At 39.4% G+C, this 16,651-nt stretch carries 12 protein-coding genes; 8 read left to right on the top strand and 4 right to left on the bottom strand.

Annotation, left to right across the window (positions count from 1 at the left end):
• Together N745_RS0107395 and N745_RS0107390 are read left to right on the top strand one after the other, a co-directional pair.
• Window positions 1-777: a TatD family hydrolase gene (locus N745_RS0107395; protein ID WP_024851487.1), complete on the top strand. Its 777-nt coding sequence runs from the start codon at window positions 1-3 to the stop codon at window positions 775-777.
• A gap of 59 nt (window positions 778-836) precedes the next feature.
• Window positions 837-2,618, top strand: coding sequence for an ABC transporter ATP-binding protein (locus N745_RS0107390; RefSeq protein WP_051453436.1), 1,782 nt, complete (start codon window positions 837-839; stop codon window positions 2,616-2,618).
• Window positions 2,619-3,151: 533 nt separating this feature from the next.
• On the opposite strand, the gene ppa is transcribed toward N745_RS0107390, so the two are convergent.
• Both ppa and N745_RS0107375 read right to left on the bottom strand, forming a co-directional pair.
• A complete protein-coding gene (gene ppa, locus N745_RS0107380; protein ID WP_024851485.1) occupies window positions 3,152-3,679 on the bottom strand; it encodes an inorganic diphosphatase in 528 nt (175 codons plus the stop codon).
• Between the two features lie 104 nt (window positions 3,680-3,783).
• Window positions 3,784-4,755, bottom strand: a complete 972-nt coding sequence (locus N745_RS0107375) for a class 1 fructose-bisphosphatase (protein ID WP_024851484.1) — start codon at window positions 4,753-4,755, stop codon at window positions 3,784-3,786.
• Between the two features lie 297 nt (window positions 4,756-5,052).
• On the opposite strand from N745_RS0107375, the gene N745_RS0107370 reads away from it, so the two are divergent.
• Complete coding sequence (locus tag N745_RS0107370) at window positions 5,053-5,892, top strand: HDOD domain-containing protein (protein ID WP_024851483.1); 840 nt, start codon at window positions 5,053-5,055, stop codon at window positions 5,890-5,892.
• Window positions 5,893-5,929: 37 nt separating this feature from the next.
• Window positions 5,930-7,366 (top strand): tRNA uracil 4-sulfurtransferase ThiI, encoded by a 1,437-nt coding sequence (gene thiI, locus N745_RS0107365; protein WP_024851482.1) that lies wholly within the window; start codon window positions 5,930-5,932, stop codon window positions 7,364-7,366.
• Here thiI and N745_RS11840 read toward each other — a convergent pair.
• Window positions 7,344-8,876, bottom strand: coding sequence for an MltF family protein (locus tag N745_RS11840; RefSeq protein WP_245595671.1), 1,533 nt, complete (start codon window positions 8,874-8,876; stop codon window positions 7,344-7,346). The two genes, thiI and N745_RS11840, sit on opposite strands and share 23 nt — an antisense overlap.
• 267 nt (window positions 8,877-9,143) lie before the next feature.
• Between N745_RS11840 and N745_RS0107355 the strand changes: the two genes are divergently transcribed.
• From N745_RS0107355 to rlmB, 3 genes are all read left to right on the top strand, one after another.
• Complete coding sequence (locus N745_RS0107355; protein ID WP_024851480.1) at window positions 9,144-10,547, top strand: dihydrolipoyl dehydrogenase; 1,404 nt, start codon at window positions 9,144-9,146, stop codon at window positions 10,545-10,547.
• Window positions 10,548-10,812: 265 nt separating this feature from the next.
• The gene (gene rnr, locus N745_RS0107350) at window positions 10,813-13,164 is read left to right on the top strand and encodes a ribonuclease R (protein WP_024851479.1); all 2,352 of its coding nucleotides are present in this window, start codon (window positions 10,813-10,815) and stop codon (window positions 13,162-13,164) included.
• A 19-nt stretch (window positions 13,165-13,183) separates the two neighbouring features.
• Window positions 13,184-13,915: a 23S rRNA (guanosine(2251)-2'-O)-methyltransferase RlmB gene (gene rlmB / locus N745_RS0107345; protein ID WP_024851478.1), complete on the top strand. Its 732-nt coding sequence runs from the start codon at window positions 13,184-13,186 to the stop codon at window positions 13,913-13,915.
• A 107-nt stretch (window positions 13,916-14,022) separates the two neighbouring features.
• On the opposite strand, the gene N745_RS0107340 is transcribed toward rlmB, so the two are convergent.
• Entirely contained in the window at window positions 14,023-15,225 is a 1,203-nt protein-coding gene (locus N745_RS0107340) for a PfkB family carbohydrate kinase (protein WP_024851477.1), read from the bottom strand.
• Window positions 15,226-15,798: 573 nt separating this feature from the next.
• On the opposite strand from N745_RS0107340, the gene N745_RS0107335 reads away from it, so the two are divergent.
• The gene (locus N745_RS0107335) at window positions 15,799-16,533 is read left to right on the top strand and encodes a helix-turn-helix domain-containing protein (protein WP_024851476.1); all 735 of its coding nucleotides are present in this window, start codon (window positions 15,799-15,801) and stop codon (window positions 16,531-16,533) included.
• Window positions 16,534-16,651: the final 118 nt, after the last annotated feature.

Below are 16,651 nucleotides of genomic sequence, written 5' to 3'. Positions count from 1 at the left end.
ATGATTATTGATTCACATTGTCATCTCAATATTTTGCCTGAAGAAAAAGTCGGGAATCTTGATCAGGTTATTAAAACAGCTCATGAGTTGTCTGTGGATAAAATGCTGTGCATCGCCATTCATCCAGATCAGTGGCAAGACATATTGGGCATTGCTGACCAGTATGAAGAAGTTTATGCAGCTATTGGCATTCATCCTTGTGAAGAAAAAGAGGTGTTTGTTAGTGACGATGCATTGATTGCAGCGGCCAGTCATCCAAAAGTTATTGCCATCGGTGAAGTGGGGTTGGATTATTTTCACTTTGATGCAGAAGAACAGGACATGACTTGGCAGCAGGATCGCTTTAGACAAATGATTCGTTTGGCTAAGCAATTGTCAAAACCTCTAATTATTCATACACGAAACTCTACACCAGATTGCTTGCGTATTTTGGCAGAAGAAGGCGCACAAGAAGTGGGCGGCATTATGCACTGCTTTGTAGAAGACTTGGAAACTGCTAAGCGCGCAATGGAGTTAGGCTTTTATATTTCGTTTTCCGGTATTGTTACGTTTAAAAATGCACTGGAATTAAAAAAAGTGGCAAAAGCCATTCCGGCAGATCGTATTTTGGTGGAAACAGATTCTCCTTACCTTGCCCCTGTGCCTTATCGAGGAAAAACCAATCAACCTGGCTTTACTCGTTATGTCGTCGAAGAGTTGGCAAAATTGCGAGAGGTTAGCTTTGAAGAAATGGCTCAAACCACAACAGATAACTTCAAGCGACTGTTTCAGCTATGACATCTAATTCCCAATCTTCTGTCCAGCCTTCTTCAGTGGTGAAGAAAGAAAAATATTCTGTGAATAAAGTTAAGGGTGAATATACTTGGCAACGTATTGCCGATTTAGTGTTCGCACACAAGCCTAACCTTATTAAAGCGCATGTTATTGCATTGTTTGCGATGTTGGCGACTGTCCCTTTGCCTTTGCTGTTACCGTTACTCGTGGATGAAGTGCTTTTGCATAAGCCTGGCATGATTGTGAATGGACTAAATACCATTATTCCCCAAGGTTGGCAGACTGCGGTTGGTTATATTTTAATCGTCTCTCTTGTCACCATCCTATTACGTTTTCTTGGTGTGGTGTTTGGTGTTTGGCAGGTTCAGCAGTTTACGGTTATTGCCAAAGATGTGACTTACCGTATTCGTCAGGATTTGCTTGCACGTGTTCAAGGTGTGGCAATGACGCAATACGAAACCATGGGGAGTGGCAGTGTCACCTCAACTATGGTGAATGATGTTAATACCTTAGATACTTTTTTAGGCACCACTGTTGGTAAGTTGATTATTGCCATTTTTTCGTTGATAGGCACCACCTTTGTACTATTGTGGCTGAATTGGCAGTTGGCCTTGTTTATTTTATTTTTGAATCCGTTAGTGGTGTATTTCACCATGAGAATGGGACATCACGTCAAACGACTGAAAAAAGACGAAAATACGGCGATTGATGCGTTTCAGCAGTCATTGTCAGAAACGTTGGATGCGCTGCAACAAGTGCGTGCAGCCAACCAAGATAGACCTTTTTTCGATCGTATTCGCGGTAAAGCTTTAGATATAAAAAGTCATTCAGAAGCCTTTACTTGGCGTTCGGATGCAGCAAGTCGAATTTCATTTCTAATTTTCCTAGTTGGCTTCGATATCTTCCGTGGTGTCAGTATGTTGATGGTGTTGTTTTCTGGATTGACCATTGGTGAAATGATGGCGGTATTTGGCTATTTATGGTTCATGATGGGGCCAGTCCAAGAGATTTTAGCAATTCAATATAGCTACAGTGCGGGAAGTGGTGCGTTACAACGTATCAATCAAGTGTTGGATTTAAAACAAGAGCCTGTTTATAAATTATCCGGACCAAATCCATTTGAAGAAGATCAGGTGTCGTTGGAAGTAAAAAATCTATTTTTTACGTATCCTGGAAAAAACGAACCTGTATTGCATAACTTGAGTTTTGAAATTAAGCCGGGTGAAAAACTGGCATTTGTTGGCGCCAGTGGCGGCGGAAAGACAACGCTCGTGCAACTATTATTGGGTTTTTACCAGCAAGACTCTGGGGTGGTTTGTTATAACGGTATTCCAATTGAACAAATTGGACAAGATTTGGTGCGAGAGCAAGTCGCTACCGTCTTGCAGCATCCTGTTCTATTTAATCACAGCGTACGCTTTAATTTATCTTTAGGGCGTGATTTGACTGATGAAATGCTTTGGCAAGCACTTAAGCAGGCGCAATTGAAAGAAACGATAGAAGCGTTGGATGAACAGTTAGATGCAGTAGTTGGGCGTAATGGTATTAAATTATCTGGTGGCCAGCGACAGAGGTTGGCGATTGCTCGGATGATTTTACAAGATCCAAAAGTCGTCATTATGGATGAGGCGACTTCAGCTCTGGATATGGAAACCGAAAGAAAGCTATACGAAGACCTTGCTCCTTTCTTGAAAGGTCGAACGACTTTGATTGTGGCGCATCGTCTGAGCTCTATCAAGCAAGCAGATCGTATTCTGGTGTTTGAGGATGGTCATATTATCGAGTCCGGTAGTCATGAAGATCTCGTGGTCGCTGGCGGAACTTATCAAAGGCTGTATCGATAAAAAACTCCGACCCCTTTCGATTCCGAAGAAACGATTGAAGTCGGATAGGGGGAGGATTGAATGATTACTTCAAATGGTCGGATAACTGCGTAGTTTCCGAGATATAAGATGCCATGGGGTTCAACGTTCTTTTGGCGCGACGCTGGTTGTGAGTCTTTAGTCTCTGTGTGATAAACCCTAGTGCAATCGCAAAAAATGCAACGCTTAAAAATGTGAGCATAAAAGACATGATATTCACCTCGCCTTCATGATTGGAATTTCATTCTAACGCAAAATTTTTTAGACAATATGAAAGTTAAATCAAACTTTCTTATAGAAAGTCTTCAGACTTTCTGCGTAAAAATTGAGCAAAATTTTTGCAATATATTTCATTGCGGAGAGTAGGCGGGGAATTTAACAAATTATTAAAAACAGATATTAGGAAAACGACAAATAAGCTGTTTGAATACAAACAAAAAAAGCGCCCAAAAATGGACGCTTTTTTATGAAAATCTGCCAGGCTGGGGTAGTTTTACACTAAGCCCAATGACGGATTACTTTTCGTTGTATTGTTTTACACCGTTTAAGATTTCTTGGCGTGCAGCTTCTACATCGCCCCAACCTTCAACTTTAACCCATTTACCAGGTTCAAGGTCTTTGTAGTGGCTAAAGAAGTGTTCGACTTGTTCCTTCAATAAAGGAATGTCTTCCACTTTTTCAATAGCAGAGTAGATAGTACTTAGCTTGTCTACAGGAACAGCGATGACTTTAGCATCTTCACCACCGTCATCAGTCATTTTAAAAATACCGATAGGGCGACAACGAATAACTGACCCAATCATAAGCGGGTGTGGTGTAACGACCAACACATCAACCGGATCGCCATCATCAGATAATGTATCGTTAATGTAACCATAGTTAGCCGGATATTGCATGGTGGCACCTTGTAGGCGATCTACCCAAACCAAATCAGTGTCTTTATCGACTTCATATTTGATTGGTGGTGCAAATGCTGGGATTTCGATAATGACGTTAACATCATTCGGTACATCTTTACCCGCTGAAACTTGAGCGTAACCCATTTTGATTTTCCTTACTTTAGAAATGTTTGTATAACACTAAAACACAAAATGAAAACACCCGCATTTGCGGGTGCATAACTTCTAAGTCTGGCTAAGTGCTTAACTTAGTCTTTGTGATATCCCATCACTTTCTCAACTTCTTTTTTAGAGCCAAGAACAACTGGTACACGTTGGTGAATACCTTCTGGCTTCACATCCATAATGTTTTCACGTCCAGTTGTAGAAAGACCGCCAGCTTGTTCAACAAGCATTGACATAGGGTTTCCTTCGTACATCAAACGTAGTTTACCTGGCTTACCTGGCTCACGGTTATCCCATGGGTACATGAAGATACCACCACGAACCAAGATACGGTGAACTTCAGCAACCATAGAAGCAACCCAACGCATGTTGTAACGCTTACCTAGAGGACCTTCTTCACCTTGTAGGCAGTCTGCAATGTATTGTTGCATACCAGGTTCCCAGAAACGTTGGTTAGACATGTTGATTGCAAACTCTTTAGTCTCTTCAGGGATTTTAACTTGTTCTTTGGTTAGAACAAATTCACCAATGTGACGGTCAAGAGTAAAGAAGTTAACCCCTTTACCAGTTGTTAGTACCAATAATGCTGATGGACCGTAAAGTACGTAACCTGCAGCAACTTGCTTGCGGCCTTCTTGCAAGAAGATTGATTGGTCATCACCAGAACCTTGAGCAGGCGCTTCAAGAATAGAGAAGATAGTACCAACTGATAGGTTGACATCAATGTTTGAAGAACCATCTAAAGGATCGAAAGTAACTAAGAACTTACCGTCTTTGCTACCAGCGACTGTGTAATCTTCTTCTTCAGAACCAATACCACGGACATATTCATCTTCTGTTAGGATTTTTTTCAAAACATCGTTTGAAATTACGTCCAACATTTTTTGTGTCTCACCCTGAACATTTTCTTCTTCAGTTGAGCCAAGAATACCTGCCAATTCACCTTGGCTAAGCTTGTGAGCAATTTCTTTACAAGCAATCATAGTGTGGCCTAGTACTTGACGTAGTTCACGATCAACACCGTCTCTAACTAGAATTTCATGAAGTCTTATCATGGAGGTTCTCTCTTAAGGTTTAAAAATTCGCGTAAGCATAACAGTGACAGGGCTAAAATTCAAGTTTTAGTCTCTGAAGAAGAAGATGAATTTGTACGTTTAAGTTGACTAAATATTAAGCGATTTCATGTGGTTATGGTGTTTTAAGTCTTTTGGGTCTGTGTTGAGATAAAGTGAAAAATCCTATCAAAAAAACTTTGCTCGATAAATTTTTAGCCAGATAGAAGATTAAAGTAGAATATAGCGGAGTTAATAGGACATGAACTTAACCATTTATTCTAGGACGGAAAAAATAAAATGGGTCTAAAAAGTCAGCTAAAAATTGCTGCGCAACAACTTGAGGGTTTTGAAATTCCTGCCATGCCAGCAGAGGTGATGCAGTTGCAGACTTTATTTCAAAAAACTGAGTTTCCTGATACAGCTGAGATTGCTGATATCATTGCTCGTAATACGGTGTTGTCTGGTGAGTTGATTCTTTTGGCAAATCAGGCGCAATTTAAACGAAAAGATGCAGATGAAATTACGACTATTCGCACAGCAATAGAGTCTTTGGGTTTATTGCGACTTCGTACGGTTATTTTTGGACTGGCATTTAAGACGTTAGTTTCAGACAAAGTTTTTGATGAACTAATAGAGCATACGATGGATGTTTCTAATGTTTCGGCTGAACTAAGTCGTTGGGTAGAAGGTGTTGTACCGGAAGAGGCTTATATGGCTGGCCTGTTTCATAATGCGGGTGCGATTATTATGGCGATGAAGTTTGATGATTATCCTCAGTTTTTCTTTAACACTTTAACGAACTGTTATTCTGGCTCTCATAAAGAAGTAAGTGTCTATGGAGCTCATCATGGTGTATTTGGTTTATTGGTTGCCAAAAAATGGCAACTGGCTTCTATGTATGCTCAGGTGATGTTGATGCATCACCAGATGAACTTTGAGATTGTTAAAGACCCTAAAGCCAAAACCTTAGTTGCTATTATTCAGCTAGCTAATGCAATTGTAAGTGAATCCAGTTTTGATCAATATCATGGTGAAGAAATCAAAAAAATGCGTGCCACAGCGCAAGAAGAATTGCTAATTGAAGACGATGTGATTAGTGAAATTCGTATTGCTTTGATGAGCAACAGTTTGGTTTAGCTTCAAATCAACCAAGAGTATAAACAATTATTAAATTATGAAATTTATTATCAAATTATTTCCTGAAATCATGGTTAAAGGTACTTCTGTCAAGAAAAAGATGGTTAGTCAGCTTCATGATAATTTGCGTACACAGCTGTTACGTGTAGATGACTCGATTACTTTAAAGCGGTTTTGGGACAAAATAGAAGTTTTTTCGCCAGACTCTAAACGGACTGAAGTATTAAAAACGCTAACGCAAACACCTGGTGTTGAACAAGTATTGGAAGTCGCACAATCGGAAGCTGAAACGTTGGAAGAAATCGCACAAAAAGTTGCTGAGTTTGCTTTGCCGAAAATAGACGATAAAACTTTTGTGGTGCGTGTGAAACGAAGTGGAACCCATGAGTTTTCATCATTTGATATGGAGCGCTATATTGGTGGTTACCTGTTAAAACATGGTAACGCTAAAGGCGTTAACTTGCATACTCCTGACTATAAAGTTGAGTTGGAATATCAGCAAAATCAAGTAAATGTCATTAGTGCTCGCCACAGAGGAATGGGCGGTTTTCCAATAGGTAGTCAAGGAGAGCTCTTATCATTGATGTCTGGTGGTTTTGACTCAACCGTAGCTAGTTATTTGACGATAAAACGCGGCATAAAAACTCACTTTATCTTTTTTAATTTAGGTGGTGCCGCGCATGAAATTGGTGTTAAGCAGGTCGCACTCTATTTGTGGAGTCAATATGGCTCCTCACATCGTGTGCAGTTTATTTCAGTGCCATTCGAAGCGGTTGTCGCTGAAATTTTTCGTGCTAATCATGAGAGTTATATGGGGGTAATGCTTAAACGATTGATGTTGCAAGCCTCTGAAAAGATAGCTGATCAAATGAAAATAGATGCTTTGGTAACAGGAGAAAGTGTTGCTCAGGTTTCTAGTCAAACGTTAAGAAATTTGGCTTTAATTGATCAGGCGACGGATAAGCTGGTGATTCGTCCTTTAGCAGTGATGGATAAGCCTGATATTATGAGAATAGCTGATGATATTGGAACTCGGCACTTTGCCGAAAGTATGCCTGAGTATTGCGGTGTTATCTCAAAAAACCCTGTTATACATGGTTCGTTCAAGCGTATAGAAAGAGAGCAGTTTAAGTTTGATGAAAGTGTGCTTGAACAGGCGATTTCAGACGCTGTTTTTTTACCTGTGCATGAAATTGTTGCTGATGTAAATGCGCAGGCAAATGTAGAAATAGTCAATCAAGTTCAGGATGAAACGCTTATAGATATTCGTCGTCCTGATGAAATTGAAGCAAGCCCTTTAGTATTAACCAATGTAATGACGATTCCATTTTTTGAACTGAACCAGAAATTTAAGCAATTGGACCAATCACAAAACTACCTGCTTTATTGTGAAAAGGGTGTGATGAGCCAGTTGCATGCTCAATACCTTAAAGATAATGGTTTTGATAACGTTAAGGTGTATCGCCCAGTCTAGCAGTTAAGTTTTTAGCTGCCTGTGGTTCGCCTTGGGTATTGTTTTGACTTTGCGTTGTTTTATCTAAAAGTAGCCGTTTGTTCTCTTCCAATCTACGTGAAGCTGTCAAAAATATTCTCATTTTCTGAATACTGGTCACGTAGTTTACGGTTTCACGGCCTATTTCATTTCTAGCAAGTGTTTCAACGTTGTAGAACCATTTATAGGGGTTTAACCCATGTATTCTTGCATCTTGTTGTAATTGTTGGATTCTGGCAGGCCCAGCATTGTATGCAGCTAATGCAAAATTGTTTCTATCTTCAGGAGAGTAACGAGGATCAGAAAAATATCTGTCTCGTAAAAATGCCAGATACTTCACACCGGCTTCGATGTTGTTTTCAAGTTTGTTGATATGAGGTATATCAACGTTTTTATCTCTCGATGTTGAGGGTTTTATTTGCATAATGCCGATAGCCCCCATGTTACTTTTCTTGCGTTGATTAAAGCGGGACTCTTGATAGGCTAAGGCAGCAATCAATCTCCAATCAAAGCCATAAAATTCTGCATAAAGTGCAAAGTAATACTGCAAGCATTTCACTTTTTTTAACAAGTCGTGCGTTAAAGGTTTTTTGATCCAATAGGTGTCTTCAAAGTATTTTTTATAAACAGCATTGCCCAAAAAGCGACCAGGCTTTGCGTAAGCTTGAATGAAATGATTAAGTGATGATTTTAGTTTTGGGTGGTTTTTTTGGATCGCCCAGGCAATTTTGCCATTGTGATAAAGAACAAAATCAGTGTGTAATTTTATATTATCTAAGACTTTGCTCCAGATTTCTCCGATATGACTATCGACGACAGTGTAGTCATAAATATGTTCATTAACCAGCTCCAATAAATCTTCAGCTTCTAGCAAAGGGTCAGCACGTACAATTTCAATAGGAGCTAACCCCATAACACCGAGTGTTTGATTTAGCTTTTCTAAATGAATGATATAGCTGCTATCACCAACGACAATGACTTGTTTTCCTGATAAATCTTGTAAGCGTTTAATCGGTGGGGATTGTTTGTTGGATACCAATATTTCTTCAATATTTGTAATGTAGGGTGAGGTAAAGTCTACTGATTTCTGACGCTCTGGTGTGATAGTTATTCCTGAGGCGGCAATGTCTCCATATCCTTGTTGTAGTTTGGTAAGTATTTCACTGAAAGGTAGAGGGATGAAAGTGAGATGGGTTTCATAGCGTTGTTTTCGTGGCCCTCGATTTAGATAAGCCTCGTAAGCCTTTAGTAAATCATGCTCAAGACCTCTAAACCCTTTAGAAGTTAAGAAAAAATTAGTACGGGTATGACTAACCAGAACTCTAATGATGCGGCGTTTTCGTATGGCATCTAGGTCTCCGGTAAAGGGTTTTTGTATTCGGTCAATAATGGATGATTTAGGCGCAATGGTTTTTGAATTAGAGGAACCGCTGTTAGCTTGAATGGGGGTGGTTTGAGCGATGAGTAGTGTTAGCGCTATGCATAAAGACACGACAAGCTTAGGCTTGCTAAAAAAAAGAATATGGAACAGCCGACGAATATTAAAAACCAAATAGTACGGCCTGAACGTTGATTGCATAAAAGCTTTTTTGTCTCATAGTGACGCAACAGTTAACATCTTACTAAAAATCATAAAAATGCAATGAACAAAATAACCCTAATTGATATGATGAAATACGTTTTCTAGTATCTTTGTAGTAAATGAATGGCTTACTAACTATTTTTGTTAAGGCAAATTGATGAATCAGAGGTTTAGCTCATGAGGCAGGTAAAATATTTAATTTTAGGTGCGGGTTCGGCTGGGTTAACCGCGCTTGGCAAAATCCGAAAGGAAACGGATGACTTCATTATGGTCAATGGCGGCCATTTTGGAACAACCTGTGCCAGAGTTGGTTGTATGCCTTCAAAAGCAATGATTCATTGTGCGGACCATTTTTACGCTAGAAAGAAGTTTAAGGCGTTTGGTATTCAAGGTGCCGAAGCACTTTCAGTTGATGACGCGGCTGTATTGAAGCGAGTGAGAGCTTTTAGAGATCGTTTTACTGGTGGTGTTATTACTAGTAGTACAGATACGCTTAAACCTGAACAGTTAATAAAAGGTTATGCCAAATTTATTGCTGACGATAAGGTCGAAGTGAATGGAGAAACGATTCAGGCAGAGCGTATTATTATTGCTACAGGTTCAAGGCCAGTTATACCGCAGCCATGGACTGCATTAGGTGATAAATTACTCACAAGTGACACCTTGTTTGAGTTGGAAGCACTGCCTCAGAAAGTGGCTGTTATTGGTTTAGGGATTATCGGTCTAGAGATTGGCCAAGCTTTGTCCAGGCTAGGTGTAGAAGTGGTGGGTATTGAAATGGCTTCCTCATTAACTTGTGTTAGGTCTCCGCAAGCAGCCAGTAAGTTGAATGAACTTATGTCGAAAGAGTTTCCGATTTATTTGGGGCAAGCCGCCCAGATGGAAAACACTGATACAGGTGTTCAAGTTTTGTTAGGAAATAAAAAACTTGAAGTTGATGCGGTTGTCGCATCGTTAGGTAGACGACCAAATATTGATCAAATTGGTATAGAAAATATTGGCGTAGAATTGGATGAAAGAGGGATGCCGCTATTTGATGTGTTCACAACGCAAGTTGGAGATAAACCAATTTTTATAGCTGGTGATGTGAATACCTATCGTCCAATCTTGCATGAAGCAGGACATGAAGGTGCGATTGCGGCTAGCAATGCAATTACTTATCCTGAAGTGGTGAGATTTGCAAGGAAAACGCCTTTAGGTGTTGCCTTCACTGATCCACAAGTGGGAGTGTTCGGCACTTCATTTTCTGATTTAAATATGGCTTCAAGTGTTATGGCGAAGTTTGATTTAGAGAAAAATAATGGTCGTGCCATTGTTATGGAAGAAGATAAAGGTCTTATTGTTCTTTATGCAGATAAGAATTCTCGTCAACTTTTGGGTGGCGAACTGGTTATGCATAATGCGGAACATCTAACACATTTATTGACATGGGCAGTCGCTCAACAATTAACAGTGAAAGAGTTGTTGGACATGCCGTTTTATCACCCTGTCTTAGAAGAAGCCGTAGAGTCAGCACTAAGCATTCTGGCAAAACAGTTATACACTCAAGAAGAGCTGTCGGTGATGCCTGAGTTGAGCTGAAATTATCATTGTCAAAAATGTTTAAAAATCATCAAGATTACAATTAAAACAAATTGTTATATAATAGGCGCGGCCTAGCTGACTGCTAGGCTTTTTTTTAACTAGAAGTCATTCGGATTGAAATGCGCATCAGCAAGATGTAGAAAAGCAACGATTGGAATGGTTATGTTGTTTAACGATATGGCTTCTAACGAGTAAAAGTTGAGTAAGAGTGTCAGAAACAAAACAAAACGCCGTGGAGCTTTCTTCAGAGGAATCTTCAAATATGCAGCAAGAAGAAAATAAGCAGGCAGTAGTGAAAGAAACTATAGCAGAAACATCTGAAAACAACACAACAGTTGACCCGCACGCAGATCGCGAAGCGTCTAAATACGAAAACCCTATCCCTAGTCGTGAATTTATTGTTGAGATGCTTGAAAATGAGCAAAAGCCAATGCGCATCAAACAAATTGCCGACAGCCTTGAAATTGAAGATGACGAAAGATTTGAAGCGCTTTCCAGACGCCTAAAAGCAATGGTGCGAGACGGGCAGCTTTTGAGAAATCGACGTGGTGCATTTGGTTTGATTCAGAAAATGGATTTGATTAAAGGTAAAGTTTTAGGGCATCCAAATGGTTTCGGTTTTGTAGAACCAGAAGATGGCGGTTCTGATCTGTTCTTGTCAGAAAAAGAAATGCATAAAGTTTTTCATGGCGACATCGTTATTGCTTCGGTCATTGGTGTTGACCGTAAAGGGCGTCGTGAAGGAATGGTTGTTGAGGTCGTTCAGCATAATAATGAAAAGGTATTAGGGCGTCTTCATTATGAAGATGGTCTGGCTTGGGTACAACCGACTAATAGCAAAATCGCACAGGATGTTTTTATTCCAAAAGATGGTTTGATTGATGCCGAAGAAGGTCAGATTGTTATGGTGGAAATTATCCACCAGCCGACTAAGCGGTCAAGTGCTATTGGTAAGATCATAGAAGTGGTTGGTGACTATATGGCACCAGGCATGGAAATAGACTCGGCGATTTATGCGCATGGTATTCCAAATGAGTGGTCTGATGAATTACTTGCAGAGTTGGATTCAATTCCGAATGAAGTAACTGAAGCTGAAATAGAAGGTAGAAAAGATCTACGTAACTTGCCATTAGTGACAATTGATGGTGAAGACTCAAAAGACTTCGATGATGCTGTTTTTGCTAAAAGACGCAAAAAAGGTTGGCGCTTAGTTGTTGCGATTGCTGATGTTTCTCATTATGTAACGTCTGGTTCAGCGCTTGATAAAGAAGCATTTGAACGTGGTAATTCGGTTTATTTCCCTCAAAAAGTAATACCGATGTTGCCAGAGAAGCTTTCCAATGAAATGTGCTCTCTAAATCCTAAAGTGGATCGTCTATGTATGGTTTGCGATATGTCGATTGATGAACATGGTAAGTTGGAGCGTACTCAATTCTACGATGCGGTCATGCATTCAAAGGCTCGTCTGACTTATAACCAAGTTAATGACATGCTAACCAACTCGGATAGCGAGCATCGCAAGACATATAAAGATTTACTGCCAAATATTGAAGACTTGAATGAGTTGTATTTGGCACTTAAATCTGCGCGAGCAGAACGTGGCGCACTTGAATTTGATACGGTTGAAACACGTATTGTGTTTGATGATGACCGTAAGATTAAAGAGATTGTTCCTGTTCAGCGTAACGAAGCGCACAAATTAATTGAAGAATGTATGTTGATGGCCAACGTGGCAACTGCTCGTTACCTAAAATGGCATAAAATTCCGATTCTTTATCGTGTGCATGAAAAGCCTTCTGAAGAGAAGCTTGCAAACCTTAGAACCTTTTTATCTGACTTTGGTTTGTCCCTTGAAGGGGGAGATGATCCAACGGCTGAAGATTTTGCTGAAGTTGCTGAAAAAGTTCAGGGACAGCCTTATAGTCACATTGTTCAAACAGTGCTGTTACGTAGTATGAATCAAGCTGTGTATCAACCTGATAATCAGGGTCACTTTGGTTTGAATTATGAACATTACGCGCACTTTACTTCTCCAATTCGTCGTTATCCGGATTTGTTAATTCACCGTGCTATTCGTTTTGCGTGGCAGAAAAAGCCAGTAGAAGAATTTGCTTATTCTGAAGCTGATATGAAAACTTTCGGTGAGCACTGTTCCGGTACGGAAAGAAGAGCGGATGAAGCGACTCGTGATGCAGTGACTTTCTTGAAGTGTGAGTTCTTGTCTCATCGCTTGGGTGAGGAATATGAAGCAATAGTTTCTGCAGCAACTAACTTTGGTTTGTTTGTTGAGTTGGATTCTTTGTATGTAGAAGGCCTTGTTCATATCACTGAGTTAGGTGAAGACTATTTCCATTACGATGCATCTCGCCATTGTTTGAAAGGTGAACGCACAGGTAAAGTATATAGCTTAGGTGATCGTATTCGTGTTCAGGTCGCGCAAGTGAATCTGGATGATCGAAAGGTGGATTTACGTTTTATTGAAAGTTTGTCTGAGAATCAGTCAGAAAAGGTTTCTGATGATGAGTCAGGTGAAGAACAAGAACAACCAAAAAAACGTAAGAAAAAGCGTTACTACCGCAAGAAAACTGCTAAAAAGCCGAGCACTAATGCGTAATGCTTGCGAGGTTCGCTGAATGAAGCAAGAGCAATTATTTGGTATTCATGCAATTGAAAAGTTGCTAAAGCAATCACCTCATCTTATTTATGCATTGTCGATACAAAAGGGCCCGTTAAACAAGCGGGTGCAGTCCTTAGTTGACCAAGCACATCGATTGGGTGTCACTGTTAGAGGTGAACCTAAGTCTTTTTTTAATAATGTGGATGGTGTGCATCAAGGTGTCGTTGCTTTAGTGGCTAAACAAGCCGATTTAACCGAATCTGATTTGGTTAAACTGGTTGACGAAATTGATAACCCTCTCTTTTTATTTTTAGATGAAGTTCAAGATCCTCATAATTTAGGTGCCATTTTGCGTACAGCAGATGCTACAGGTGTTGATGCTGTTGTCATTCCTAAGCATAACTCTGTGGGCATGAATGCAACTGTTAGAAAGGTCGCTTGTGGTGCTGCAGAAACCGTGAAGCTTGTCGTGGTATCTAATCTCACGCGTACTTTAAAAGATTTACAGCAGAAAGGTATGTGGATGACCGGGCTTGCAGGTGAAACGGATCAGACCATTTATGATATGGATTTTAAAGGATCTATTGGTTTGGTGATGGGCGCAGAAGGAACGGGTTTGCGCAAGCTTACACGTGAAAACTGTGATCATCTTGCGGCTATCCCGATGAAGGGTAGTGTTGAGAGCCTGAATGTTTCTGTCGCTACAGGCGTCACCCTGTATGAAGTTTATCGTCAGAGAAATCTGTAATCATAAAAACAATCGTTTTTATATTTTGCCGCAATCTTCAATTATTAAATATTCAAAATCTACCAGGCTGGGGTAAGACAAAGATTTATTGTCTTACCTTATGCTGATTAGGCTAGATAAATATCACTCTTTTCATCTATTTCAATAGAGACGATTTCTAATTCGTCATTGATACATGGTCCTTCAATACAGACACCATCTTCAATTGAGAAAAAAGCATCATGCACAGAGCACTTCATGGTCTTTTCAAACGGATTAACATCAACTTTATAAGCTTCGTTTAAAGGCACATCCTGATGAGGACAGTTGTTTTGGTAGGCTTTTACTTGATCCTCATGCTTAATCAAAATGACAGAGTGGGGTAAGTCCGCACAAGGTACGATAAGCACTTTTGAATTGTTCACTTGATTAACGTTTGCAAGAGGTTGTTTTTCTTTGATTTCTGTTAATAGGTTGTTAAAGCCAATTTGTTGGCACTTTCTGGCAGCAAGTTTGGATGCTTCATTAACAGCACTGGCTAGGTCATGTTTTTGAATCAGCGCGTTAATGAGTGCCGCATTAAACGTGTCACCAGCTCCAAGTGTATCAATCGTTTGTGGAATTTCATGAATGGGTTGGTGCATAATTTCACCGCCGGCAGTGCAGAACCAAGCACCTTCTTTCCCCCAAGTACATACTAAGTGACTGTTTGGCGCTTGTGACTTAATTGCTTTCAATAAAGCAGAGGCATCGCTGTAGCCTTTTTGCCGGGCATAGTGGTGTGAAAAAATCAATAGATTGGCTTGCGGGAAAAGTTCTTCAATACCATCGCGAGCTTTTTCTACTTCAAGAGAAATCGGCTGGTGTGTCAAAAATGTCTTGGCAATATTCATCATGCCCGATAAGTGTTCTAAATTACGTCCTTCAAAATGAAGCCAGTCATAGTCTTCAACTTCAATTTTTGCAAAGAAGTCAAAGCTTAGTTCTGGTAAATCCCGAAAGTGAGTAATGGTTCGACTACCTGTTTCTTGGTTGAGGATAACGTAAGATGTAGGGGTCTGTCCTTGAATGAAGCGTTGAGTATGCTCAGTATTGATTTGTCGGGTCTTTAGACCGTTCAAAAGCTGTTTTGAAGCATCGTCACTCGCGATAGTGGTTGCAATGGTAGCTTCGTGTCCGAGTTGACTTAAGACATAAAGTGAATTGCAAACATTTCCACCAACTTGGAACTGACGATTTTCAGCACGAAGCTCCTCATCTTCCTTTGGGTAATGCGATGTCGTCAAGATGACGTCTAGGATTGCATTGCCGATCCCTAAAATTTTAGCCATAACTACCTCAGAAACTTTCAAATTGGCACGAATTTTAACATAAACCGAATTTTTACGAACGAGATTGCGCACCAAAACGAAGCGGTGAATAAATTTAAAAAAAATCTTGACAGCAGAATTTAAAAATTAGTTTTTTTATTGCTATTGTATTCTAGAAAAAAACTATAAGTTGTTGAAATTAAATGTATTTACCTTGTTTGTATTAGGGGTTATTCTATTAATTGCAGTAAAAAGTTAATCCACAGAAGCTGTGGATAACTTTGTGGTTAAAATAATGCAACCTAGAGGTAAGTGCCTAAAAATAGTTAATCTTTTTTAAAGTGATTAAAAATTAATCACTAAAAATTTAAAGGCTAAAAAATGTTGAAGAAATGTATTTTTGTATTAAATTTTTTGATGTGAAAATTAAGTTTTATTGCTGCAAAAATGGTGCACAAAAATAAACTCAATTGTTACTAAATACCTTCTTACTTTTATGCTAATGATGTTTTGTGTAATTAATAATGTGGGGAATGAGTATTTTGTTAAAATAGCAAAAAATTTAAAAGTTGATTTAGGTTAAGAATTTTGTATATGGGAAATATTGCCATACATTACACTGCGAGTTGTGCAAACTGTGGATTGCAGAAAATCTGTTTTGCTAATGGGTTGCACGATACTGATCTGTCTCAATTAGACGAATTGGTTAATCGCAAGCCATCCCTTACTAAGGGAGAGTATCTGTTTAAAGCGGGTGAAAAATTTACATCGCTGTTTGCTGTTAGGGCGGGTGCGATTAAGTTGTTTTCATACGACCATAACAATATTGAAGTAATTCATGGTTTTTACTTGCCTGGTGATATTGTCGGTATGGACTCTATTGCTTATCAAGATTATCAATTCTATGCAGTTGCGCTTGATGTCACTACAGTTTGTGAAATTCCTTATGACCAGCTTTCGAGCCTAGCGACACAAGTGCCGAATCTTTATGTTCAAATTTTCAATTTGATGAGTCAAGAAATAGTCGGTACAAGAATGTATACGTCTCTTTTAACGCAAAAAACTGCCGAGCAACGTTTGGCCTATTTTATTTGGTCAATGTCATTAAAATACCAATCTCGTGGCTACTTACACACGAGATTCCGTTTAAATATTTTGCATAGAGATGTCGCAAGTTATTTGAATTTGACACCGGAAACGGTATCTAGAATCTTGGCAAAACTTAATAATTTGAATGTGCTCAGCTGGAAAAAGAAAGAAATCAGTATATTAGATGAAGCTCGTTTAAAAGAGTTTGCAGGTGAAGATGGCACCATCTGCACGGAGTAGGTACTTCTTTGTCACAGAGTTTCTCAAGATTTTATTGAACTTATCTTAATGTTACCTGTTCTGGGTGGCGTTAACATAAAACTGCTTTTTATCATTGCTTAACAATAAGGAGATTGTT

The sequence above is a fragment of the Hydrogenovibrio kuenenii DSM 12350 genome (genome assembly GCF_000526715.1).
Classification (GTDB): domain Bacteria; phylum Pseudomonadota; class Gammaproteobacteria; order Thiomicrospirales; family Thiomicrospiraceae; genus Hydrogenovibrio; species Hydrogenovibrio kuenenii.
Note: the sequence above shows the minus strand (reverse complement) of the source record. Positions and strands in the feature narration are given on the sequence as shown.